This is a genomic window from Streptomyces sp. NPDC002232 (assembly GCF_042890295.1).
Classification (GTDB): domain Bacteria; phylum Actinomycetota; class Actinomycetes; order Streptomycetales; family Streptomycetaceae; genus Streptomyces.
Map to the genome: position 1 here is coordinate 125,663 of NZ_JBIARV010000009.1, position 22,832 is coordinate 148,494.

The window sequence follows — 22,832 nt, forward strand, 5'->3', positions numbered from 1 at the left end:
GCCTAGGACTGCCCTTCGACGAGAGGCGTTTCATGGGTGAGGAAAGCGAAGACGGCGGGCTCCAGGGCGTCGCGCAGTGCGGTGACGAAGGTCGCGATCCGCAGGTCGCCGGCGGCGAACACCACCCACGCGTCCTTGCGGCGCGGCAGCACCGTCAGCGGTGCGCCGGCCATGATGCCGGCCTTCCGGAGGCACTCCACGGCACCCCACACCCGGGTGGCGGCGGTGTCCGGCGCCTCCCCCGTCTCCGTGGCGACCAGTTCCGCGACGGGCGCGTGGTCCCCCAGCAGCCCGCGCCACTCATGGGCCGAGCGCATGCTGACCGCCTCGATGTCGCAGGCCACCTCGGTGTCGGAGACGGCGCTGAGGGTGACCCCCAGGCCGTGCGCCGCCGACATCGACATGTGCCGGCCGGGTTCCAACTCGGGTCGTCCGTCCGGGCGGTGCCGGACCGCGACCGGACTGCCGAGAGCCCGGGCGGCCGCGTCGGCCGTGAAGCCGCGCCGCTGGGCGACCGAGCCCGCCGGTGCGTCGCCGTGCGGTTCGACGGCGACCGCGATGCGGCTGCGGACGACCTCCTCCAGCGAGCGCTCCAGGTACGGACCGAGCAGCGGGGCGACCCAGGGGCCGGACCCGTCGGTCTTCCGCACGGCGTGCAGTGTCAGACCGTCCCAACGCTCGACGACGGTGCCGTGCTCGTCGCGGACCGCGATGTCGTACACGTACGTGTCGCCGTCGCGGCTGCGCTCGACCGCGGTGTACCGCAGCCGCTCGGGGACGTCGTCGCCGGATCCGAGGGTGTGTATCCGCTCCACGCCCGAGGGCAGGAGCGTGGCGTCCGGAACGCACACCTGGTTGCCGTGCATGAGCGCGTCGCGCATGCCCGGGTCGGCGAGCAGCAGTTCACAGGGCAGGAAGCCGGCGAACCAGCCCTCCGGCTGTCGCTGGACGGCGACCTCGGCGTCCACGTGCCGGGCCGCGGCCCGGTGGAAGCGGCGCAGCCGCTGGAAGCGGGCACCCTGGAACAGGACGCTGCCGTACAAGTCGGTGGCCGGGTCCAGCGGGACGACAGGGGTGTCGTCCGGTACCTGGAGGGGCGGGCCGGCCGGTGCCGGAACGTCGGAGAAGAAGAGCCGCGCCCGGAAGTGCTCGGCGACGAATCCGGTGTCCTCGGCGTGGATGGCCACGTCGACGGTGTCGGTGGCGGTGACGGTCGCCGCGATTCGGATCGTCGTGCTGCCGTTCGGCGGCACGACGATGGGCCGCAGGAACTTCGCGCCCTCGATGACCGGGGCGGTCCCGGTACGGCCGGTGACCGCGGCGGCGACCTGGGTCATCGCCTCCATGCCGATGACGGCGGGGAGCAGCAGGTTGCCGTCGAGCAGGTGGTCGGCCAGGTACGGGTCGGTGCCGGCGTTCAGCTCGACCTCGGTGACGAGTTCGACATCGTGGTAGCGCACCAGCGGGTTGCCGGTGAAGCGGAGCAGCGGCAGCGCGGGCAGGTCGCGGCGGACGGTGTCGATGCCCTCGGTGCGGCCACTGATGACCGTGACCACAGGGGCGTCCGGGTCCTCGATGAGGCGCAGCAGGATCTCCACGCCCTGGTCCGGGGAGACCGGGGTGATTCCCTCGCGGGAGAGCGACTCGACGACCGAGAGCTTCTCGCCCATGCCGACCCCGGACCACACCGACCACTCCATGCAGCGGGCGCGCACGGCCGGATGGGTGCGGGCGACGTCCTCGGTGAGGTCCGCCAGCCACTCGTTGGCGGTGGCGTAGTGGGCCTCGCCTCGCAGTCCCGCGCGGCCGATGATGCTGCCGAAGGTGACGAGCAGCTTGAGGTCGCCGGCGCCCACGGCGTCGAGGACCGTGCGCAGCCCCTCGACCTTGGGGTCGAAGGTCCGCTCGAAGTCCTCGGGAGTCAGCGCCGTCAGCGGGCCGGGCTCGTTGCGTCCGGCGCCGTGCAGGAGGCCGGTGATCGGGCCGAGTGCCTCGCGCAGTTCCGTGACGGCCTCCGCGACCTGCTCGGGGACGGTGACGTCGGCGCGCGCGTAGTGCACGCGTACGCCGCTGTCGCGCATGCGATCGAGGTTGTCGGTGAGTTCGCGGTCCCGGGCCGGGTCCGAGCGGCCGAGCACGGCCAGCTTCGCCCCGGTCTTTTGGGCGACGGCCAGGGCGCACTCCGCGGAGATTCCCTTGCCGCCGCCCGTGACCAAGAGGACGTCGGAGGAGTCCAGGGGGACGTCGGTCCGCTCGGGCGCCACGGGCAGGGCCCGCAGCGTCGGTACACGGCGCACCCCTGCCTCGTCGTAGTGGACCTCGGCGAAGCGGGTGGTCGCTGCGACCTCGGCCACGACACGCTCCACCACGTCCTCGGACGACGGGGTGTGGACGACGGTGGTGCGCAGGTGCGGGGCCTCCAGATGGAGGGTCTTGGCCAGACCTGCCGCGCCGCGGCCGTCCTGGACGAGAACGAAGCGCCGCGTACGGTCGCCGGCGAGGGCGTTCTTGGCGGCGGCCAGCACCAGCTCCACCTCCTGCCGCGGGCAGCCCTTGGCCAGGACGGCCAGGACGCCCCCGCCGAGACCGGCTGTCGCCAGCTCCCCGCGGAGGGCCTCGGCGTACGGGTGGTTATCGGAGCCGAACAGCTCCCAGGCCCCGTCGGCGCCGTCGGGCACCGCGTACGGCCGGGCGACCTCGTCGAGGTCCACGGCGAACGGCCGGGCCCAGGGGGCCGCGCCCGCGACGACGGGGGCGGCGGCCTCCTCGACGCCTCCGGTGCTGACGAGGGTGTCCAGAGCCTCGGCCAGTTCGGCGAGGTTGGCGGTGGCGAAGTTGGTCGGCACCTGTGCCGCGGCGATCCCGAGGCGGGAGGCAGCCTGGTTGACGATCTGTCCGACGGTGATCGAGCTCATGTGCAGGTCGTCGAGGAGCCGGCTGTCCGGGTCGACGAGCTCGGCGGGCAGCTCGGCGCGCTCGGCGACGAGGGTGCGCAGCACGTCGAGCGCGGCGGGGGCGTCGTCGCCGGAGCCCGGGGCGGCCGGGGCCTCCTCGGGCTGCCGCGTCCGCTCCGCGCGCGGAGCGGCGGAGACGGGAGCGGCGGCCGCCGGTGCGGGGGCGGCGGCGCGGACGGGCCGGGGCCGCTTGTCGGCCGGGGCCACGTCGCGCGGCGCCTGCTCGCAGGGGCTGGCGAAGAAGGAGAACTCCTGGCCGACCTCCAGGGGCCGGATGAGCCGGTCCTGGAAGAGCCGTTCGAGGGCGACCGGGGCTCCCGCGACGAACGCGGCCCCGGCGACCTGCAGGAGACTGCGCAGCGACTCGTCGTCGGTGTTGAGCGCGACGACGGGGACGCTGGTGCTGGCCCGCGCGAGGCCGCTGAGCACCCGGCCGGGACCGACCTCGACGAACAGGTCGACGTGGCGGGCCGCCTCGCTCACCGCCTGGGTGAAGCGGACGGGGCCGGTGATCTGGTCGCGCAGCAGGGCCGCCAGGTCCGCGCCGGGGGTGAGTTCCTCACCGGTGACGGTGGAGAAGACCCGGCCGGCGGCGGAGCCGAGGCGGGCACTGCCGAGCCAGGCGCCGAAGGAGGCGGCGGAGGCGGCGACCAGCGGCGAGTGGAAGGCGTGCGACACCTTCAGCGGGATGCAGGCGACCTCGGACCTCTCGGCCCGGCGCCGCACCTCCTCGATGTCCTCGACGGGTCCGGCGACGACGGTCTGCTCGGGGCCGTTGTATCCGGCGATGACGACGCCGAGGCCCGAGACGAGTTCCTCGGCCCGCTCGGCCTTGACGCCGAGCGAGGCCATGGTGCCGGAGGAGCTGTGCTCGGCCATGGCACGGCCCCGCACGCGCGCGGCCTCCAGGAGGGTCTCCTCGTCGAGGGCGCCCGCCCAGTGCAGGGCGGACAGTTCGCCGAGGCTGTGTCCGACGGCGACGGACGCCTCCAGGCGCAGCGAGTCGAGGACTCGCAGACCGGCGGCGGAGCCGGTGGCGATGCGCGGCTGTGCCACGTCGGTGGCGACCATGTCGCCGGTGGCGGGCAGCGCGGCCCGGTCGAAGAGTTCGGCGACCTCGGGGAAGCGGCGGCGCAGCGCCCCTCCCCCGGTGCCCTGGCCGGAGCCCTGGCCGGGGAAGAGGAAGCCGACGCGGGCGCGGCCGGCGGCGCGGCCGAGGAAGCTGCGGCCGTCAGCGGCGGTGTAGGTGCCCTCGCCGGCCTCCAGGAGGTCGGCGAGGTGCGTCAGGCGGCGCTCCGCGTCCTCCGGGGAGGTGACGACGACGGCCGCGCGGTGCGCCAGTCCGCGCAGTTCGCGCTGGAGGGTGGCGGCGAGGTCGGCGACCTGCCCGTAGGAGACGGTCGCGACGAACGCGGCGACCTCCGCGAGTCGGGCGCGCAGCGCCTTCGGGGAGTCGGCGTCGACGACGAGCAGTTCGGCGTCCTGGAGCGAGTGGGCCAGGGTGGCGGAGCGGCGGCTGGGGGCCGCGCGCCGCCGGGAGGCCGGCTCGTCGAGGACGACGTGGGTGTTGATGCCGCCGAAGCCCATGGCGGTGACGCCGGCCCGGCGGGGTGTTCCCTCGGGCCAGGCCTCGGCCTTGCGCAGGGCCTTGAGGTTGGCGTGCTCGTCGGCGAGCAGCTCGTGCGGGTCGGTGGTGCCGATGGCCGGCGGAAGGGTCTGGTTGTCGACGGCCAGGGCCGCCTTGATCAGACCGGCGACGCCGGCGGCGGCCTTGGTGTGCCCGATCATGCCCTTGATGGACGTGATGGCGGCGACGGGGGCGTCGGGGTCGGCCTCCTTGCGGGCGCCCATGAGGGCGCTGAGCTCGGTGGCGTCGCCGACGGCGGTGCCGGTGCCGTGGCCCTCGAAGAGCCCGACGGTCTCGATGCCGAAGCCGGCCCGCTCGTACGCCCGCCTGAGGGCGAGCTGGTAGCCGCTCACCTCAGGGCGGGTGATGCCGCCCTGGCCGTCGGAGGACACGCCCCAGCCGGCGACGGTCGCGTAGATGCGGTGGCCCGCCGCGAGGGCGTCCTCCTCGCGCATCATGACGATCATGCCGCAGCCCTCGCCCGGCCAGAAGCCGTTGGAGCCGCGGTCGTAGAGCTTCATCTCCCCCTTGGCGAGGGCGCCGGTCTTGGCGAAGCCGATGATCTCGAACGGATCGATCGACAGGTCGACCCCGCCCGCGACGGCGACGTCGATGTCGCCGTTGATCAGGGCGGTGCCGGCGGTGGTGACCGACAGCAGCGAGGAGGAGCAGGCGCCGTCGACGGTGTAGCCGCCGCCGTTGAGGTCGAAGTGGTTGCAGATCCGGCCGGCGATGGTGTTGGCGAGGCCGCCGGCGAGGGTGTCCTCGTCGATCGCCGGGAACGGCTCCTTGTAGGAGGTCTCGACGTCGGCCAGGAACTCGGCGATCCGGTCTTCGTCCCAGCCGTCCTCGGTCTTGAGGGCGGAGGCCATCACGCGTCGTACGTAGGGCCAGCGCAGGCGCATCACGTTGGCGCGGGCGAACTCGCCGGTGAGGGTGTTGCCGACGACGACGCCGGTGCGCTCGCGGGGCAGGCCCTCGCCGCCGGGGAATCCGGCGTCGGCGAGCGCGCGGCCCGCGGTGTCCAGGGCGAGCCAGTGCGTGAGGTCGGTCGAGCGGAACGTGCTGCCCGCGATCTTGTGGGCGATACGGTCGAACTCGTAGCCCTCGATGACGGCGGCGTTGCGGGCGTAGAAGGTGTCGGGGGTGGCCGGGTCGGCGTCCCAGTAGTCGTCCAGGTTCATCCGGACGTCGGGCAGGCGGCGGAACGCGCGCCGTCCGGCGACGGCGTTGTCCCACAGCTCGCTCGGGTTCGTGGCATCGGGATAGCGGCAGGCCATGCCGACGATGGCGATCCTGGTCATGCGGCCACCGGAATCTTCTGGGTCTGGGCCTCGGCGGTCGCCGGGGCGGGGCAGGCGCAGGCGCCCTCGGGGCAGGCGCAGGCCGGGGTCTGGGCCTCGGCGGTGGCCGGGGCGGAGCAGGCGCAGGCGCCCTCGGGGCAGGCGCACGCGGCTGCGTCGGCCAGGGCGGCGTCGGCCTGTACGACGGACCGGGTGACGGCGGCGAGCGCGAGGGCCTCCTCGGCACGCTTCTTGGACACGATGTCGGCGGTCCACAGGAACGCTCCGCGGATGGCGCAGACCAGCGCGGTGGCGAAGAACAGGCCGTAGGCGATGCTCATCGCGGTCAGCACGCCGTACATGGCGGCGACACCGCCGCCGAAGGCGATCTGGCCCCACTTCGAGGACGGGGTCGTGCCGGGGTCCGTGATCATGTAGTTCGTGAAGAGCACGAACGCCACGCCGGTCATCATCGCGAGGCCCGCGGGGATGGACGTGTCGAACAGCAGGCCGCGCACGACGGCCTGGAGGGCGAATCCGCCGACCCAGGCGAGGATCAGCCACATGCGCTCGGTGAGCTTGGCGTTGAGCATCGTGCCGAGGCTGATGATGATCGCCGGCACCAGCCAGTCGAAGCCGCCGTCGAGGTATTCGGTGAACTGGTACGGCGGCGCGATCGAGGCCCACGGGAAGAGGACCAGGATGACGGCGATGCCGAAGTTCGACGGGTTCATGAAGTGCCGCATGCGGCCCTTGACCGGCGCGCGCAGGACCCACTTGGTGCCGACGGCGACGATGACGCCGAACACCATCACCCACACCTTGTCGTTGACGTACGACAGCATGTTCACGGCGAGCGCGGTGATGTGGGCCGGGAAGAGGAACTCCATCACGCCCTTGGGCCCGCCGCCCAGGAAGCGCGGCGCGCGGCCCTCTGAGCGGGCGCCGAGGACCTCCAGGACGATCTCAAGGGTGTAGGCGGTCGCCAGGGCGATGAGCGGCCAGGTCCAGGGCTGCTCGAAGCCGAGGACGCTGTAGCCGAAGACGTTGAGTACGGAGATGGAGATCGCGAAGCGGCGCAGGGCCGTCGTGACCTTCGGGTTGTGCCGTGGGGCGGCGGTCTTCGTTGCGGACATCGTCACTTCTCCTTAGCCTGGGTGCCCAGCTCGAGGCTGTGCCAGCCCGTCGTGAGCTTCAGCTTCTGCTCGTGGACCTCACCGGCGCGGTCACGCCAGGTGACCATGGCGTCGAGCGGTCCGCTCACGCCCTTGCCCAGACCGATGTGCACATCGGTGCTGCGCTTGCCCGAGTGGCCGCCGCCGCCGTCGAGGCGGGCGACGCGCTTGGTGCCGTCGGGCAGTTCGACGCAGACTTCGGCGCCGACCACCGGGGAACCGTCCGGGTGGGTGAGCTTCAGGCCGAGGTAGGAGCCGGGGTTCTTGCTGACGTTGTGCAGGAAGATCGGCTCGCCCCACTGGCGGGCGACCGCCAGGTCGAGACGGCCGTCGCCGTCGGCGTCACCGGTCGCGAGCCCGCGGGTCGGGGTGGGCTCACCGATGCCGAGGGCGACGGAGAGGTTGTGGTACCTGCCGGTGTCGGAGTCCTTGGCAAAGAAGCGCATGCGCTGGCTGCCGGCGAGGTCGTCACCGTGCTTGACGTTCGGCCACCACAGCGGGTTGGGGACGAGGGAGTCGTTGGCCGTGGCGAGCTCCTGGAGCTGCGGCCAGCGGTTGTTCTTGCCCTTGACGAATCCGAGGGCCTGGGTGATCTCGAGGTCGCCGTTGTTGTCGAAGTCGCCCATCTTCACGTCCCAGCCCCAGCCGGACCAGGCCAGACCGAGGTCGGCGGACTCGTCCTTGTACGGAGCCTCGCCCTTCTTGAACCTGCCGGCGAGTTCCTCCTTGCTGTCGGCCTCGCTCATGAAGGCGAAGTTCGACTCCTGGATGCCGAACGACGTGGTGATGTTGCTGACGAACATGTCGTAGATGCCGTCGTGGTTCAGGTCGCCGAAGTCCACACCCATGCCCTTGAAGGAGCTGCGGCCCAGCTCCTTGGACTTCGGCACGGTGCCGCTGTGCAAGGCCTTGACCTCGGAGAACCGGATCTTGCCGGGTGTCGAGGTGTTGTGCAGCAGCGCCGAGGTGCCGAAGTCGTGCGCGAGGAACAGCTCGGGCAGCCGGTCTCCGTCGAGGTCGGCCGCCGAGACGCCCAGCGACCAGCCCTTGTTCAGGTTCTGCGGGAGGGCGGACTCGGTCTTCTCGTAGCCGTCCTTCGTCCACCGGAAGATGTGGCCGCCGCCGCCGTTCTGGGCGTGCGACAGCGACGCGTTCATGGTGACGTCGCCGTCCTTGGACGGGTCGAGGACCGGGCTGTCCGGGAAGTAGTTGCCGATGTAGATGTCGTCGTGGCCGTCGCCGTCGAAGTCGGCGACGGCTGCCGCGTTGGAGTTCCACAGCGGACCGGTGTAGGTCTTGCCGGGCTTGCCGGGCAGCAGCTCGGTGGGCGTGAAGGAGGCGGCGGTCAGCGGCTTCCCCTTCTCGCCCTTGTTCACGAAGATGACGGGCGTGCGGCCCCAGTAGTAGACGAGGAGGTCCATGCGGCCGTCCTCGTTGTAGTCGCCGGGCATGCAGCCCATCGGTGCCATCGTCTTGCTGGTGCCGAGCGGCGCCGGGTTCAGCGCGAACGGGGCGTACTTGTCCTGACGTGTCGGTGCCGGGGTGACGACGGCCTGGTCGATCCGGACGTCGTTCACACAGAGGTCGTTGTCCAGCCCGTCGCCGTCGAGGTCATTGACGGCGATACCGGCGCCGACCGAGGAGATCCAGGCCTCGATGTGCTGGTACGCCTTGTTGACCTTCCGGACCTCCTGCTTCTCGAATCCGGCGGGCATGGCGATGGACATCGGCTCGAATGCGAAATTCTTCGCCAGCTTGTCGATCTCGGCGGCCGAGGACTCGGGAAGCCGGACGGCGTAGAACGTGCTCACCATCAGGGCGAGCGCGACGATTCCCGGTGAATTCCTGCGGAGCCAGTTCTTTGTGACCGTCACTGGTCGGCACCTTTCGAGATGAGCGAGAGAGAAGCGAGTTCTGCGGCGATGTCGTGCCGCCATGTCTCGTAGGCCGGGGACGCGCCCTCGGTGGACGCCTGGGGCCGGGTGTCCCGGCACACCTGAGAGGCCCGCTCGGCCGTCGTGCCGCACACGACACGGGCCGCGAGGTGGGTGTGGTCGATGACCGTGCCCGCCTTGACGCGGGCCTCGGTGGCGAAGGCGGATCCCTGGGCGAGCGCCCAGCGGTGTTCGCCGGCGCCTTCGACGAAGCGCGCGAGCTCGTCCTCGGTCACGCCGCCCGCGTAGGCGCAGGCGAGCCCGGCGCCCGCGTACAGGTCGCTGTGCCGGCGCTCGGGGTAGGCACGGATCAGACGGGTGACGACGTCGGGGTCGGTGCCGCCGACGAACCAGAGCGCGCGGCCGATCCCCTGGTCCACCGCGTTGAGCGTGTAGGGGTTGTGCCCACCGTTCCAGCGGAAGGGGTGCTGGATCTCCGGGGTGCGCACGTACGCGCCGGTCTTGAAGTACGCCTGGTGGAAGCCGTAGCCGTCCAGCGCGAGCCAGCGCAGCATCGGGTCCGTGGCGCGGATGTCCGGCCACAGGAGCTTGGGCAGGCGGGCCATCGCCCAGCCCACGCCGACGTAGATCATGTAGTCGTGGTCGCGGCCCTTGCCGGCGAGCAGCCCCTCCAGACGGCCACTGTGACCGGGCAGCGAGTCGTACACCGCCGCGCCCATGCCGGCGCCCTCGTAGGCGAAGCCTCGCATGTCTCTCGGGACGGTCTCCAGCAGGTCCTCCGCCTCGGCGGGCGATCCCGCCTCCACGGCGTACGCGTACCCCTGGAGGAACACCTCCCCGATGTATTCAAGCCGCGCCTTGGCTTCCGCGTTCTTCACATGGAATCCACGTACTTCCATGGTCGTCTCGGAAACCGGAGGCGTAAGAATTTTGCGGCGGAGTGCACCGAAAGCACTGGACACAGCGGTAAACCGCCCCTCTCGAATCCCTGAAATCCTCCAGCGAATCTAGCCAGGGGCCCGGGAGGGGCGTCTACTCCAGATGTGCTCAAACGACGACGGTGCTCAACTGCGTGCGCACTTTGGCACGCCAGACCTCGTAGGCGGGTCCGACACCGGCTTCGGGAGCGGACGCCGCGCAGTCGTCGGCGAGGCGGGCCACGGCTTCGACGGTGCGCCCGGTGAACGCGTGCACGGCGGCGCTGCTGTGCTCCGGGACGAAGCCGGCGTGGTGCCGGGCCTTGGCGGCGAAGACCGCTCCCTGTGCCAGGTGGGGTGCGAGCTCCCCCGCCTCCTCCCGCAGCGCGGCCAGGTCTGTGGCGGTGGTGCCGCCGGCGAAGGTGGCGGCCAGACCGACGCCGCTCCACAGGTCCGCCCCGCGGTCGCCGGCGAAGGCCCGGACGGCCGCGGAGACGTTGCCGACGTGACCGCCGTGGATGAACCACAGCGCGCGGCCGACACCCTGGTCGAAGGCCCGCTGCCAGTAGGACGCGTCTCCGTCCCAGTCGTACGGGGTGTCCAGTCGCTGTCCACCGACCCAGGTGTCGGTGTCGAAGTAGGCGCGGTCGAAGCCGTAGCCATCCACGCACAGCCAGCTCATCGCCGGGTAGAGCTCCGGCTCGGCCAGGTCGGGGACGAGCTTCTTCCACAGCGGCCTGGGCAGCTTGGCCATGGCGAAACCGATGCCGATGTAGTTGAGGAAGATGTGCGGCCTACCGCCGCCACGCAGCAGGTCACTGGTGCGGTGGCCCTTCGGGCCCATCGTGTCGCGGATCGCGCAGGCCATGGTCGCGCCCTCGTAGGCGAAGCCCCGGTTGAGCGGGTCGACGAGCGCGAGTCGGCGCTCGGTGGTGGCCAGGTCCTTGTCCTCGATGCCCCACTCGAAGCCGGTCACGACGGCCTGCGGCACGGCCTCCAGCTGCCGGGTGCGCTCCGTCGGTTCCACCCGGAACCCTCGGCCGGCGAAACTCACCTCGTCCAGGGACGGGGCCATGATCAGCCTGCGCAGCGTTCCCAGTGCGGGCACGGTCGCCTCCTCGTACGGCCGCCATGGTCATGGGCGGCGGGGGCTGCCATGGTGGGCAAGCCCGGCGCGGCGGGGCATCTTCCCCGTTGCGCTCCCGTGCGGTGTTCAGCGGATGCGGCGGACGTCCACTTCCTCGTCGTGGACGGCACGCCCGCAGTGCGTGCACCGCAGCTCGACGTGGACCGCCCCGTCGCAGCCGATGTGGTCGGCGCGGCGCGGCGGCCCCAGCTCCTGAGGAAGGTTGCGGTCCCCCCACTGCATCAGGGCGACGACGGCCCGCGTCAGGTCCCGGCCCACGGGGGTGAGCCGGTACTCGTACCGGACGGGCTTGTCCTGGTAGGCCACGCGCTCCATGATCCCGTGCTCGACCAGCCGGGTCAGGCGGGTGGAGAGCACGTTGCGTGCGATGTCCAGGTGGGACAGGAAACCGTCGAAACGGGTGCTGCCGAGCAGCGCCGAACGAACGATCAGCAGGGTCCAGCGCTCGCCGATCACCTCCAGGGACCGGGCGAGGTTGCAGTCCTGTCCCTCGTACGTGTGCTTCAGCATGCGTTCACTCTAGGACGGAGCGGGTTGCGTGAAGGAACCCGAGTTGGCGAAGTCGTTCCGGGATCGGCCTGGTGTGTTCAGGCGGCGACCAGCAGCCGCTCTCCGCCACCGGTGGGGGCGGGGCGCCGGTTGAAACGGCTGTAGGCGTACGCGGCGGACACCAGGGTCATGTGGTGGTGCCAGCCCGGGTAGGAGCGCCCTTCGAAGTCCTGCAGGCCGAAGTCGTCGGACAGCTCCCGCACCGACTCCCCCGCGTGCTCGAGCGTCCGGGTCAGGGCGAGCACGGACTCCATGCGGGCGTGGGTGAGGCTGGTCAGCCACAGCTGGACGGGCCGCCGCCCGTTGTCGGGGCGGACCGCGAAGAGCCGGTAGGTGCGGTGGATCCGCTCGCCTCCCCGTCCGGCATGGGGCAGGCGCACGAAGCTGGACATGACGGTGCTGGGCCGACCGCGGCCGTCCCAGGGGCCGACGCTCTCCACGCGGGTCAGCGTGCCGGCATCGAACTCGAAGAGGCTGCGCGCCGCCAGCACCAGGTTCTGACCCTCGCCTCCCTGGGGGCGCTGCAGTCGCAGGTGACGTCCGACGGCCACCTGGAGGCTGTCCGGGACCGCGGCCACGAAGTCGCGCCCGCGCAGGGCCAGTCCGTTCACCAGGGCCGTCGCGCTGGTACCGCCGAGCGCCTCCAGGTCGGCGACGACCGGCAGAGCCGCGGTCCGGCTGGCTCCGGCCACCGTGTCGACGAGGTCGAGGACGTGCTGCTCGACGGAGCGGGGGCCGACGTCGGCCGGGATGCGGGTGCGGGCGCGGCGCTCAGGGTCCTTCGCCCAGGAGCCGGGCAGCATCAGGCGCCAGTCGACGGGTACGGCCTGGTCGTACGACGAGAGGAACAGGCCCGTACCGACCTGGCAGGTCACCGAGCGGCCGGTGGAGGCCAGGAAGCGGCGGTGCACCCCGCAGGAGTGCTCACCCCGCTTCCGGAGGACGGCCTGGCCGATCACCCAGGCACGCGGCGTCAGCTCGCGCTCGACCCACCGGGTGAGTTCCGCCCGCACCGGCATCCAGTCCCACGGGCTGGCGTTGACGAACTGGTGCAGCGACTGCGAGACCGCCGGCTCGGGCGAGATGGCGGCCGCGAGCCGGCGCACCGACTTCTTCCCTGGGGTCGTCAGCAGGCCCTGCATGTAGGCCTGGGCCCAACGACGCTGGTCGGCGCGTGAAAGGTCCTCGAAGATCCCTTCGGCGAACACCGGCACCGAGGTGCGAGTGGCCGTCAGAGCGTACGCGACCATGGCTTGTTCCCTCCCCCTGCTCTCGGCCCTGGCGGCCGTCCGAGCTAAAATAATAGCGAACACCCTCTTTTTTTTGCGACTCAGGAGAGTTGCCGTATGCACTTCGCCAAGTCGGCCTCCGCCGCGTTACGCGTCGAAGCCCGGCCCATCGCTGTGACCTGCAGCAATCGACGACATCTTGGGCAACTCGCCCTTGCCACCAAGAGGAAGGACGGACAGCGTTGGACCGGAGGGTGAAGGTCTGTTCCTCACGGGACACCCCGACGGTGCGCCGCCGGGCCAGAGTCAGCGTCCTTACAAGTCCGGCGGCGACGAACCCTCCTCGGGAGACGGTGTGGTGAAACAGGAGAGGGCTCTGCGTACGCGCCAGGCCCTGATCAAGGCAGCATCCGAGGAGTTCGACCTCTACGGGTACGACGGGACGTCGCTGTCCCGGATCAGTTCGGTGGCGGGTATGTCCATAGGAGCCGTCACCTTCCACTTCCCGACCAAGGTGCACTTGGCGGACGCGGTCCAGGAGGAGGGACGTGCGGTCACACTGGCCGCCCTGGAGCGCCTGTCGGCCGAGACGATGACACCGCTGCGCATGGTGATCGATCTGACCCTCGAACTGACCCGGCTGATGGAACAGGAGCCGTCGGTGCGCGCCACGATCCGCCTGGGTCGGGAACGCCCCGGCACCGAGGCCTGGTCCGACGCCTGGTTGCCGACCGTACGGGGGCTGCTCGACCGGGCGTACGAAAGCGGTCAACTGCGCACGGACGCACTGCCCGCGGACGTGACGACGCTCGTGGAACATCTGACGAGCGGAGCCGAGGACTACCTGCGGAGGAGAATGGGTTCTGACCCGGCATTCGAGAGCGCTGTCGCGCAGCTGAAGCGCGTGTGGCATCTGGCGCTCGTCGGCGTCTCCGCCGAGACGTCGACGTTGCCTCGGCAGACGGGCTCACCGGAGAGCCCCGCGCAGACGGGCTGAAGTCCGATGGACCAGACGGCGCCGGTCAGGCCGTCCGGTCCATCGGCAGGGACCGGTACCACGCCGTCGCCGAGGCCAGCCGGTCCAGCGGCCCAGGACCTGCGGGACAGTCGGCGACGCGCCAGAGATCACGACTGTCGAACCAGAAGTCCTGCGCGAAGAGCAAGAACTGTCGCTCGCTCAGGTGGGTGTCCGCCGCCCGCAGCTGATCCAGACAGGCGTCCAGCGGCAGTTCCCGCGTCGGGGACGGCATGATTCCGTGGCGGGCCAGAGAGCCGACGAACTCGGCCAGGCGCACGGGCTCGGGGTGCCCGGCATGCCAGATCCGCCCGCCGGGCAGAGCATCGGCCGACCCGAGACGGGCTATCAGCCGGGCGAGGTCCTCGACGGCCACGAGGGACAGCGTGGCCTGTCCCCCGTCCCACAGGGCCGGGACCGCGTCGATGAGTTCGATGAGCGCGGGCACGGCCCATCGGTCACCCGCCCCGATCACGAGGCCGGGTCGAAGGACGGTCGCTCCAGCTGCCAGGGCATGGGCCTCGCCGGCGAGGCGGGTCCGGCTCGCGGCCGACACAGGCACCGGCGCTACCTCGTCCACGGCGATCCCTCGGTGTGGCCCGACACCGTAGACCGCCGCCGTGGAGAGGTGCACCACCCGGCTCACCTTGGAGCGCATGGCTTCGCCCATCAGGGCGGCGGTGCCTCGTTCGTTGACGGTGACGCACGGCGACTCGGCGGCATCGACGAGTGCGGCCAGGTGCAGCAACGCGTCAGCTCCCTCGCAGACCCCCGCGAGACTGCGGGGATCCGCCAGATCGGCTTCGGTCCACTCGTCTGCTTCCGACAGGCCGTCAGGTAGCCGGCGCCCCACCGCGCGCACGACGAGGTCGTGCGCCTCCTCGTCCCGCAGCCGTCCCAGCTCCCGCAGGACAGCCGATCCGATGAACCCGGTGGCCCCCGTCACCACCAGACGCGTGGGTCTCACGCCGCGAACTCCTCGGCGTCCTGCGGGAAACGCAGATCGGCGATGGCCTGAGGAGTGGCGATCGCCGGCAGGAAGTAGCGCCACATGGAAGCGATCCGCGACTGGAGGTCGGCCCGCCCGGAGGCGACGTTGGAGAACACCTGGATGCCGCTGTAGGCCCCCACCAGAACGTTCGCGAACTCCCGCACGTCGACGCTCGGCAGCAGTTCGCCCCTGTCACGCGCTGCGCAGAGCAGCCCGTGGAACTGCTCGACCCACTCCTGGTACGCCGTGTCGTCCCGCATCCCGAAGTCGCCCTGCTCCACGGCGAGCCGGACGCTGGCCCGGAACAGCACGTTGGTCTGCAGCTCGCGAGCGAGGAAGAAGTGCAGGTCGATGAGCAGTTGCAGCCCGTCATGGCCCTGTGGCGGGAAGTGTACGAACTCCTGCTGGTGTGCCAGCACCGCCTTTGCGAGTCCCAGCTTGGACTTGAAGTGGAAGTACATGCCTCCCTGAGTGACCTGGGCGCGGTCCATGATCTTGCTGATGCTGGCGCCGCTGTACCCGTAAGAGTCGAAGACCTCCGCTGCCGCGTACAGGATCGCCTCCCGTGTCTTCACCGCCCGTTCCTGCTTCGGCTCGTCCATAGGACCAGACCTGCCTCTCTCGACAAAAAAAACGAACGCCCTTATTTTACAGACTGGCCTTGGCGATCGGTAGCCCGGCACAAGGCCTCCACATACGCACGCCCCAGGGGAGAGGCATGCTCATCACATCGGAACGTCCTGCCGTGGCACACCCGACGCTGACCACCACGGTCGCCAAGGAGTACGTGCACCGAGCAGCCCTGTCGGAGGTCTTTCTGACGGGGTGGAACAAGGTCGGACCTGACACCTTCACCGTCAGCGCTCAGTGGCCCCGCAGCCACAGTTTCTACGTTTCCGAGTACGACATGTACGACCCGCTCCTGCTGTGCGAGACGGTGCGGCAGACGTTCCCGTTGCTGACGCACGTCGCGTACAGCGTCCCCTTCGGCCACCAGCTCAGCTGGTCCCGCTTCCAGTTCGCGGTCAACCCGCAGGCGCTGCGGATGGAGCGCACCCCGGCAGATCTGCAGATACACGCGGTGTTCTCGGACATCCGCTACCACAAGCAGCTGCCGGCCATGATGACCATGCACCTCGAAGTGGTGCGGAACGACTCCCTGGTCGCCATGGTGACCACCCGTTTCGGCTGTCACTCCCCCGCCGTCTACCAGCGGATGCGCGCCGGTCGCAGCGACGTCGCCGAGATCTTCGCCGGCGCCCCACAGCCGCCGGAGCCCGTCTCACGCAGCAGCGTCGGCCGGCTGCGGAAGCAGGACATCGTCCTGTCGCCCACCGAGGAACACCGCCGTTGGCAGCTCCGTGTCGACACCAGCCACCCGGTCCTCTTCGATCACGCCGTGGACCACGTGCCGGGCATGGTACTCCTCGAGGCCGTCCGGCAGGCGTCAAACGCCACGCAACCGTTGGGAAGACCCGCGATGCCGACGTCCATGGACATATCGTTCAACCGGTACGTCGAGTTCGACGAGCCGTGCTGGATCGAAGCGGAGCCGGTGGACACCGCCGGACCCTCCGCCGAGCGGCGGACCCTCCGCGTCAACGCGCTCCAGGGAGGCGCGTTCGCGTTCAACGGAACGGTCGAGGTCATGGACATCGCCGCTCTGTGAGTGGTTGCGATGCCGGATCGTCGAGACCGATCTGCGGTCGGCCGCCTCGATAGGCGGAAGGAGCACGGAGAGGAGGTGATGTTAGGGACTGCGAGAACCAGACCTACCCCCCAGTGAGCCACCACTGAGGTCCGAGGTCGTTTCACACCGCCCGCCGAGCTGCCAACTCGACGGGCGAAGGCCCGTTCTGGGTGCCACCCCAGAGACGCGCGCAGACAGGTTCTGCCAGAACCACTCAGCCGCCGCACAGCGGCTTTGCCATGCCTCCCTGTACGGAGACTCCCTCATGATGAACCAAAGTTCCGCGATTCTCCAGCCCTCTGCGCACCTTTTCACGACCGATAGTGTCTTTAATGGCCATTTTTCACCCATAGATTCCAGCCAGAATGGTGCTGAAAACGCTCCTGTGGCTCCCAGCACTCTTCCCCGCAGCCGGGTGAAGGTGCCGATGCGGCTCGTGGAGTCCCCCCATTACACCGATGCCGCCGTGAGCGTCTACATCAAGGTCAAGGCGCTCGGCCTGCGTCCGGAGGGCTGTACCGCGGGCATCGCCACTCTCGCGTCGTACCTCGGCCTTTCCGCCTCCACCGTGCAGCGAGGCCTCGCGCAGCTGCGCACCCCCGCACCCGACGGTGTCATCGAGCTGCCTGACAGCCGCCGACGGTCCCTGCCCGGCGGGCGCGGAACGACCGCGCGCCGTCGGGTCCGTCCCCTGCGGTCCACCGAGCGGTTCATCTGGCTGCCCGTCGCCGCGAGCGAACATCTGCGGCCCCGTCTGCTGCGCGCCTACGCCGTCATCGCGTACGCCGTCATGCGGAACATCCCCCTGACCGAGGGAACCCTCGCCGGCTTCCTGCGCCACCACTCCGGCCCACGTGTCGGATGCGCGATCACCACCGAGGCGGCCGGCCGCATCGTCGACGAGCTGGCGGCGTCGGGCTGGATCACCGTCCAGCGACGGGCCGGAGTCCAGGGGCGCCACACCTTCCTCGTCCACGGCCCACAGGAGAAGGCCGCTCCCGCTCTTGATGACCAATCAGGTCAGGACCCTGGCGCCCGATCGCTCGCGTACAAGGAAGACCTGAGGATTGACCGACCCGAGAACGAAGCACCGTCTGCCTCATCCGCCGTAGGCGAGGTACAGGTGGTCAAGCCTGTGGACAATCGTCCCGGAACCACACTCCCCGTCGGGACTGAAGGTGATCGCGCGCTCCGCGCGGGCGGCGAGAACCCCAGCCCCTCCCCCACCACACGCGGCAGCGGCAAGAGCACCTACCAGGGACCCCAGCTGACGTTCAGCTCCAGACTCCACGAAGTCCTGGAGCCGGTCCGCTTCCTCCTCACCGGCATCAACGCGTACGTGCAACGCCGCATCGGCCAGGAGATCGCCCGGCAACTCGACGACGGCACCGGGGTCCACCGCCTGCGCGCCCGGCTGACCCAGCGCCTGGCGCGGACCCTGCTCGCCGACATCAGGGACCCCGGGCGCTGGCTGCTAGGCGTGGCACTCCCCCGCTGGGGCTGCTCCGACCCGGACTGCGAGACGGGCACTCTCTGGTCGACCGGCGCGGAATGCCGTGCCTGCCGGGAGGCGATCGCCGAACGAGCGGCCAGCCGCCGGGAGGACGTCTCGAAATCCTCGGCCACACCGTGCACGGAAGGCAGCCGGCACGACCCCTCGGAGCTTCGACCAGCAGCCACCCCTCTACGGGTCGTGGAGTCCTGCCCGGACTGCGAGCGACCCCACCTTCCCGGCAACTCCGGTCTGTGCGCCGAGTGTCGGTGTCGCACCGACCTCGCTGCGGTTCCCGTCCCTGACGCGGCGACCGGGATCGGCTGCCGGGGCCGCGAAGGAGCCTGCGGTCGCCCTGCCCCCCGCGGCCTGTGCTGGCGCTGCCGCCTCGAGTCCACAGGAGACGGCCTGCCGAAGGACGAGCGCGGCCCGGCCCGCACGTCGTGACCCCCACCGACCAGGAGCTCGCATGCGCATCGCGGAACTCAGCCGCGTCGGCGGTGTTTCCACCGCCACGATCAAGTACTACATCCGGGAGGGACTGCTCCCGTCCGGCAGGCTCACCCGCAGTAACCAGGCCCACTACACCGAGGATCATGTGCACCGCCTCCGCCTGCTCCGGGCGCTACTCGAGCTCGGCGGCCTGACGATCTCCAGGGCCAGGGACGTCGTGTCGGCGCTGGACAGCCCTGCCGGATCGATCGACCTGGGGGCGATGGTGGCGAGGGGACCGCACGCGGGCCCGCTCGCCACCACGCTGGCGGATCCCCGGACCGTCGCGATGGTCCGAACCCTCGCGGAACGGCGGGGCTGGACTGCTCCCGCCGGTGGCCCGCAGTTCGCCACGATCGTCGAGGTGCTGGACACCCTCAGGGAACTCGGCCAGGACCGTTTCACGGACCGCCTCGACGACTACGCTGAGGTGGCGCAGTGCGCGGCGGCGATCGACGAGGAGATCCTGCGGACCTGCGACGGGGACCGTGCCGAGAGCACGGTCGTGGGCGCCGCACTGGGCGACGTGCTCCTGTCCGCTCTGCGTGGCCTCGCTCGGAACGGAAGCGGCACCGCCTCGTCCCCGACGCTCGTCACGACGGGGAGAAACGGTGCCGAGGCTTGAGAGGAACACGGGCCGCACGGAGGCAGGCAGCCCACCTCTCGGTCGACGTCCGGCTAAGAGCGGCTCACTCCGGCCGGCTCGCGTACGACGCCGTCCTCGGATACGGGGAACAGCGAGCACGTCTCGGGCTGGGTGGGCTTCTCCGACTCGGTCTCCTGGTAGCCGGCCTTGACCGCGCGCTTCTCCTTCCGCAGGTGGTAGAGCGACACGGCGAGGATGGCGGTGCCGATCAGGTTGGCGACGAAGTGCCACCACACCCGGTAGGTCACCAGCGCCGGCCCCGGCTCGATCAAGCCGAACCAGGTGGACAGGCCGATCGCGCGGCTCGCGCCCAGCGCCACGGACAGGGTCAGGACGATGTGCTCGACACCGTGGATGCCCTGCATCCAGACGCCCATCTTGGCCCACTTCCGGGACTTGAGCTGCCCCGTCGCTCGCCGGGTGATCTGCACGATGCCTACGAGACCCGCGAGGAAGATGAAATTGCCGGTCAGGTGCAGGATCTCCATGCCCAGAGCGGGCTTGGTCGGGTCGACCTGACCCATGCCCCGGGCGAGGCTGGTCGCCCAGGGGGTCATCCAGGCCGGGGAGTAGGGGTGCGCCACCCAGTACCCGGCCTGCGTCACGTGCTCCTGGAAGTGGCCGATCTGTCCGATCACTCCGAGACCGATGACAGCGACCGCGGTCTTGTACAGCCAGGGGCGCACCGCGCCCCGGTTCGCGTAGGCGAGGACGATGACGGCCGCCCACATGGCCACGGCCCATCCGATGAAGAGGACGGCACCCACGGAGTCGAGGGACGAGACCGCCCCTCCCATGTCGTGGCCACCGTGCGCTCCATGTCCTTCGTGCGCCATCTGCGCAAGGTCCATGGGTGGACTCCTTGTCCGGGTCTCGGTCGATCGGTCCTGAGTGAAGCTTCGGCCACGCTATGGACCCGGGTTCCCCTCAGGCCACTCCATACGTGCGGACTTCGCGTACGGCTATGCGGCACGCACGGTCGATCACACCGGGACAGACCGGTGTACGCGGATGAGGCGAGGGACCGGGCAGGCGACCGCGAGGGCGGCGGCGTAACCGGTGCCCACAGGGAGATCGGTCAGGCGCCAGCCCGGGAGGTCGCCGCGGACGTCGTCCGCGGCGACCTCCCGGCCGAGCCCGGTGCCCAGGCCCTTGAGATAGGCCTCCTTGCGCGCCCACAGCCGGGCGAAGGCGACCGGCCGGCCGTGGGGCGGAGCGGCCTCGATCTCCGCTCGTTCCGCCGGGTGCAGAATTCTCGCGAGTTCCTCCGCCACCTCGGGCTCCGGCGTGGGTTCCACGTCGACGCCGATCGGCTCGGACGCCACGGCGACGAGCACCATGTCGCGGCTGTAGGACAGTGAGAACTCGGTTGCCTGCGTGCTGAGCACGGGACGCCCGTGCGGGCCGCCGCAGCCGGGGCACGAGGAGCGGGCGAAGCGGAGCGCGTCGGGCGCCGTTCCGGTGAGACCGGACAGGATCGTACGAAGCGAGGCGTGGGCGAACCCGTACCGCAACCGGTCGGCGTCCCGGACGAAGATGTCCATCCGACGGCGCTCCTCCCGGTCGAGCACTGACAGGTCGAGCGATGCCGAGGAGCCGTCCGGTACCCGCAGGGCCCACACCCGCACGTCGCTCAACGGGCGGCCGACCGACCTGCCCGCGCTCCGAGCGACGGTCCCCTCCCCGGCTGAGCCGCTCATCTGACCTCTCCCTCTCCCCGCCCAGGGGGGCGGACGTCCCGAACGTGCTCGGGCCCGAGACTTACGTGGCGGTCGGAACCCCACCCCGGCAGGCCCTGGCTCTCGAACGTGAGTGAGGGCAGGGCGAGGACCTCGTATTTCGGGGTTAGGCGTCTCGGATGAGCCCGGTGGCGGCCTCTTGGAGGATAGCCGCGAGTGAGGCACGCGCAGGTCGTCCGAGGCCGGACCTCAGATCTGTCATGACAGCACCCACTCCCGTGCTGCGCTTGAAGTACTGCTGGATGAACGCACCGCGCTGTTCAGGTGCCAGGGTGTCGAACGCCAGGTCCATCAGCGCGGTGCCGTCATGCAGGGGAATCGTGGCCGCCTGCGTAGGCGGAACGGACATATTCTGCGGAGCTGTCGGCCTGGGCTTCGGTACGTTCGTCCTGCGGGTTCTGCCCGACAACCTCGGCGGACGAGCAAGCTGGCCGTAACGTATGAGTTGGAGTGCGGCGTCGCTCACCGGGTTGTGCAGGGTCTCGACGGGCCCGCGCAGCGGGTGCTCGCCACAGATGCCTGGCAACGCGAAGGAGCTGCCCGATGGCGGCTACCGGGGAACAGGGCTGGTCATCCCGCATCGCCGCCACGCGAACAACGAGGAACTACCCGCCTGGAAGCAGGCGCACAACAAGTCCCGCAAGCAGGTCCGGGCCCGTGCCGAGCAGGTCTTCGCCCGCATGAAAGGGTGGAAGATCCTTCGCGACTGCCGACTGAAAGGCGACGGCGTCCACCGCGCGGTGCTCGGCATCGACCACCTGCACAACCTCGCACTCACCGGGTGACGGCGACGGTGTTGATCTCACGGGTCCGTCTGGCCGTTAGGCCAGCGGGGTGTGACGGGGCCATGCCCTGCCCGCGCGGTCGATTGCGGCGGCCCTCAGCAGCTCCAGCAGATGGCAGCCCGGGTATGTGCCGAACACGGGGAACTTCCACCGGAGTAGCAGGACCAGTAGCTCACCACCCGGCGCTCGGTCCGCGCGAAGAACGCCGGATTGCGCGCGATGAAGTCTCCGTATGCCAGCCGCTGGGCAGACCCCTTAAAGGGCAGGTCGGAAAGGCCGTGTTGGATGGACTCCAGGATCTCCAAGACGTACTCGCCGGCCAACTGCACCACGAACGGCACCGCCCACGGCTCGTCAAAACTAGCGATTTGTTCCAGGTGACGCTGGCGGACCAGCCCGTCGCTGTGCCGCGAGTACAGGCAGTGGTGAATCGCCTGCTGCACCCCCGTCAGGTCGCGCACCACGTCGTCGGGCAGCTCATCCTGATAGATCCGATACGGAATGGCGACGGCTTCATCGCCCACGTACACCGAGAACGGTGACACGGGTGCGATCCGGGCCGCCGGCATGACCGCCGATACCGCCCGAACGTCACTGGCAAGCTGGTGTGGGAACGCCGCAACCAGGTCGTCGGTCATCGCTATGGATCCAGGCTGCTGCATGGCGGAAGCATAGGCGGGTCCGCTCATCCTCGCCCCAGCCTCCGCCGACAGCAGGTTGTCCGCCTTGTGGCACCCCACCGAGCATTGCGGGACAGCCCTTAGCGAAGACACACGCTCAGCCATGCCACTTGGAGAAGGGCGCGTTGCCCATGCCGGGTGAGCCAGCGACTGGGCGGTCGGTGAAGCTACTGAGTCGCTCTTGGTAGCTACAGTGAGTCGCTGAGGAAACCGCAGGTCAAGGAGTGCCCAGTCATCAATGCAGCGACTGAAGCGACTGTAGGAACCCATATATCAGGCGCATACACGCGATCTGTACGGCTGATATGTGGAGCTCGAGTCGCTTCAGTCGCTGCTCCTGATGGAGTTATGGGCTTTGACCTGCAGTTTCTCCTCAGCGACTGACCAAGCGAGGGGTCTTCCGTTCAGTCGCTGGGCTCTCAGGGGCAAACTGAGAGCCCAGCGACTGAAGACCTAGAGAGACTGGAGTGACCGAAGCGACGTCCTCACAGAGAAGTGGTGAGGGCATTTGAGGGACTCGAGGGTC

At 70.1% G+C, this 22,832-nt stretch carries 16 protein-coding genes and 1 pseudogene; 5 read left to right on the plus strand and 12 right to left on the minus strand.

Annotated elements, in window-relative coordinates; all coding sequences use genetic code 11:
• Nucleotides 1–2 precede the first annotated feature (2 nt).
• The 7 genes from ACFYXU_RS36240 to ACFYXU_RS36270 form a co-directional block, all read right to left on the minus strand.
• Complete coding sequence (locus ACFYXU_RS36240; RefSeq protein WP_389461936.1) at nt 3–5,885, minus strand: SDR family NAD(P)-dependent oxidoreductase; 5,883 nt, start codon at nt 5,883–5,885, stop codon at nt 3–5.
• Nucleotides 5,882–7,000: an enediyne biosynthesis protein gene (locus ACFYXU_RS36245; protein ID WP_389461938.1), complete on the minus strand. Its 1,119-nt coding sequence runs from the start codon at nt 6,998–7,000 to the stop codon at nt 5,882–5,884. Before ACFYXU_RS36245 ends, ACFYXU_RS36240 begins: the two co-directional genes overlap by 4 nt.
• Nucleotides 7,001–7,002: 2 nt before the next feature.
• The gene (locus ACFYXU_RS36250) at nt 7,003–8,853 is read right to left on the minus strand and encodes a CRTAC1 family protein (protein ID WP_389462066.1); all 1,851 of its coding nucleotides are present in this window, start codon (nt 8,851–8,853) and stop codon (nt 7,003–7,005) included.
• A 56-nt stretch (nt 8,854–8,909) separates the two neighbouring features.
• Complete coding sequence (locus ACFYXU_RS36255; RefSeq protein WP_361404704.1) at nt 8,910–9,896, minus strand: DUF1702 family protein; 987 nt, start codon at nt 9,894–9,896, stop codon at nt 8,910–8,912.
• An 85-nt stretch (nt 9,897–9,981) separates the two neighbouring features.
• Entirely contained in the window at nt 9,982–10,959 is a 978-nt protein-coding gene (locus ACFYXU_RS36260) for a DUF1702 family protein (protein ID WP_389461941.1), read from the minus strand.
• Between the two features lie 105 nt (nt 10,960–11,064).
• Nucleotides 11,065–11,508, minus strand: coding sequence for a helix-turn-helix domain-containing protein (locus ACFYXU_RS36265; RefSeq protein WP_361404698.1), 444 nt, complete (start codon nt 11,506–11,508; stop codon nt 11,065–11,067).
• Between the two features lie 77 nt (nt 11,509–11,585).
• Nucleotides 11,586–12,797, minus strand: a complete 1,212-nt coding sequence (locus ACFYXU_RS36270) for an IS701 family transposase (protein ID WP_389461943.1) — start codon at nt 12,795–12,797, stop codon at nt 11,586–11,588.
• Nucleotides 12,798–13,152: 355 nt separating this feature from the next.
• Between ACFYXU_RS36270 and ACFYXU_RS36275 the strand changes: the two genes are divergently transcribed.
• Nucleotides 13,153–13,773 (plus strand): TetR family transcriptional regulator, encoded by a 621-nt coding sequence (locus ACFYXU_RS36275; protein WP_389462068.1) that lies wholly within the window; start codon nt 13,153–13,155, stop codon nt 13,771–13,773.
• Nucleotides 13,774–13,798: 25 nt separating this feature from the next.
• Here the strand turns inward: ACFYXU_RS36275 and ACFYXU_RS36280 are convergent, their stop codons facing one another.
• Both ACFYXU_RS36280 and ACFYXU_RS36285 read right to left on the minus strand, forming a co-directional pair.
• Nucleotides 13,799–14,758: an NAD-dependent epimerase/dehydratase family protein gene (locus tag ACFYXU_RS36280; protein ID WP_389461945.1), complete on the minus strand. Its 960-nt coding sequence runs from the start codon at nt 14,756–14,758 to the stop codon at nt 13,799–13,801.
• Entirely contained in the window at nt 14,755–15,357 is a 603-nt protein-coding gene (locus ACFYXU_RS36285; protein WP_389461947.1) for a ScbR family autoregulator-binding transcription factor, read from the minus strand. Before ACFYXU_RS36285 ends, ACFYXU_RS36280 begins: the two co-directional genes overlap by 4 nt.
• Before the next feature lie 170 nt (nt 15,358–15,527).
• Here ACFYXU_RS36285 and ACFYXU_RS36290 point away from each other — a divergent pair, with 170 nt between their 5' ends.
• The 3 genes from ACFYXU_RS36290 (at nt 15,528) to ACFYXU_RS36300 (ending at nt 19,081) form a co-directional block, all read left to right on the plus strand.
• Nucleotides 15,528–16,451, plus strand: coding sequence for a ScbA/BarX family gamma-butyrolactone biosynthesis protein (locus ACFYXU_RS36290; protein WP_389461950.1), 924 nt, complete (start codon nt 15,528–15,530; stop codon nt 16,449–16,451).
• Nucleotides 16,452–16,899: 448 nt separating this feature from the next.
• The gene (locus ACFYXU_RS36295) at nt 16,900–18,411 is read left to right on the plus strand and encodes a hypothetical protein (protein WP_389461953.1); all 1,512 of its coding nucleotides are present in this window, start codon (nt 16,900–16,902) and stop codon (nt 18,409–18,411) included.
• Nucleotides 18,412–18,433: 22 nt separating this feature from the next.
• Nucleotides 18,434–19,081, plus strand: coding sequence for a MerR family transcriptional regulator (locus ACFYXU_RS36300; RefSeq protein WP_389461955.1), 648 nt, complete (start codon nt 18,434–18,436; stop codon nt 19,079–19,081).
• Between the two features lie 53 nt (nt 19,082–19,134).
• Here ACFYXU_RS36300 and ACFYXU_RS36305 read toward each other — a convergent pair whose 3' ends face one another.
• Entirely contained in the window at nt 19,135–19,899 is a 765-nt protein-coding gene (locus tag ACFYXU_RS36305; protein ID WP_389462070.1) for a DUF6008 family protein, read from the minus strand.
• A 186-nt stretch (nt 19,900–20,085) separates the two neighbouring features.
• Nucleotides 20,086–20,646 (minus strand): 4'-phosphopantetheinyl transferase family protein, encoded by a 561-nt coding sequence (locus ACFYXU_RS36310; RefSeq protein WP_389461957.1) that lies wholly within the window; start codon nt 20,644–20,646, stop codon nt 20,086–20,088.
• A gap of 734 nt (nt 20,647–21,380) precedes the next feature.
• On the opposite strand from ACFYXU_RS36310, the pseudogene ACFYXU_RS36315 reads away from it, so the two are divergent.
• Nucleotides 21,381–21,626 (plus strand): annotated as a pseudogene (locus tag ACFYXU_RS36315) (transposase); the annotation flags it as partial.
• A gap of 95 nt (nt 21,627–21,721) precedes the next feature.
• On the opposite strand, the gene ACFYXU_RS36320 reads toward ACFYXU_RS36315, so the two are convergent.
• A complete protein-coding gene (locus tag ACFYXU_RS36320) occupies nt 21,722–22,264 on the minus strand; it encodes a hypothetical protein (protein WP_389461959.1) in 543 nt (180 codons plus the stop codon).
• Nucleotides 22,265–22,832: the final 568 nt, after the last annotated feature.

Excerpts from the sequence above, each read along its gene's own strand:
- ACFYXU_RS36270 (WP_389461943.1), bottom strand. The coding sequence starts at position 12,797 with ATGGTCGCGTACGCTCTGACGGCCACTCGCACCTCGGTGCCGGTGTTC.
- ACFYXU_RS36240 (WP_389461936.1), bottom strand. The coding sequence starts at position 5,885 with ATGACCAGGATCGCCATCGTCGGCATGGCCTGCCGCTATCCCGATGCC.
- ACFYXU_RS36305 (WP_389462070.1), bottom strand. The coding sequence starts at position 19,899 with ATGGGAGGGGCGGTCTCGTCCCTCGACTCCGTGGGTGCCGTCCTCTTC.
- ACFYXU_RS36245 (WP_389461938.1), bottom strand. The coding sequence starts at position 7,000 with ATGTCCGCAACGAAGACCGCCGCCCCACGGCACAACCCGAAGGTCACG.
- ACFYXU_RS36320 (WP_389461959.1), bottom strand. The coding sequence starts at position 22,264 with ATGACCGACGACCTGGTTGCGGCGTTCCCACACCAGCTTGCCAGTGAC.
- ACFYXU_RS36310 (WP_389461957.1), bottom strand. The coding sequence starts at position 20,646 with ATGGACATCTTCGTCCGGGACGCCGACCGGTTGCGGTACGGGTTCGCC.
- ACFYXU_RS36250 (WP_389462066.1), bottom strand. The coding sequence starts at position 8,853 with ATGGTGAGCACGTTCTACGCCGTCCGGCTTCCCGAGTCCTCGGCCGCC.
- ACFYXU_RS36265 (WP_361404698.1), bottom strand. The coding sequence starts at position 11,508 with ATGCTGAAGCACACGTACGAGGGACAGGACTGCAACCTCGCCCGGTCC.
- ACFYXU_RS36300 (WP_389461955.1), top strand. The coding sequence starts at position 18,434 with ATGCGCATCGCGGAACTCAGCCGCGTCGGCGGTGTTTCCACCGCCACG.
- ACFYXU_RS36295 (WP_389461953.1), top strand. The coding sequence starts at position 16,900 with ATGCGGCTCGTGGAGTCCCCCCATTACACCGATGCCGCCGTGAGCGTC.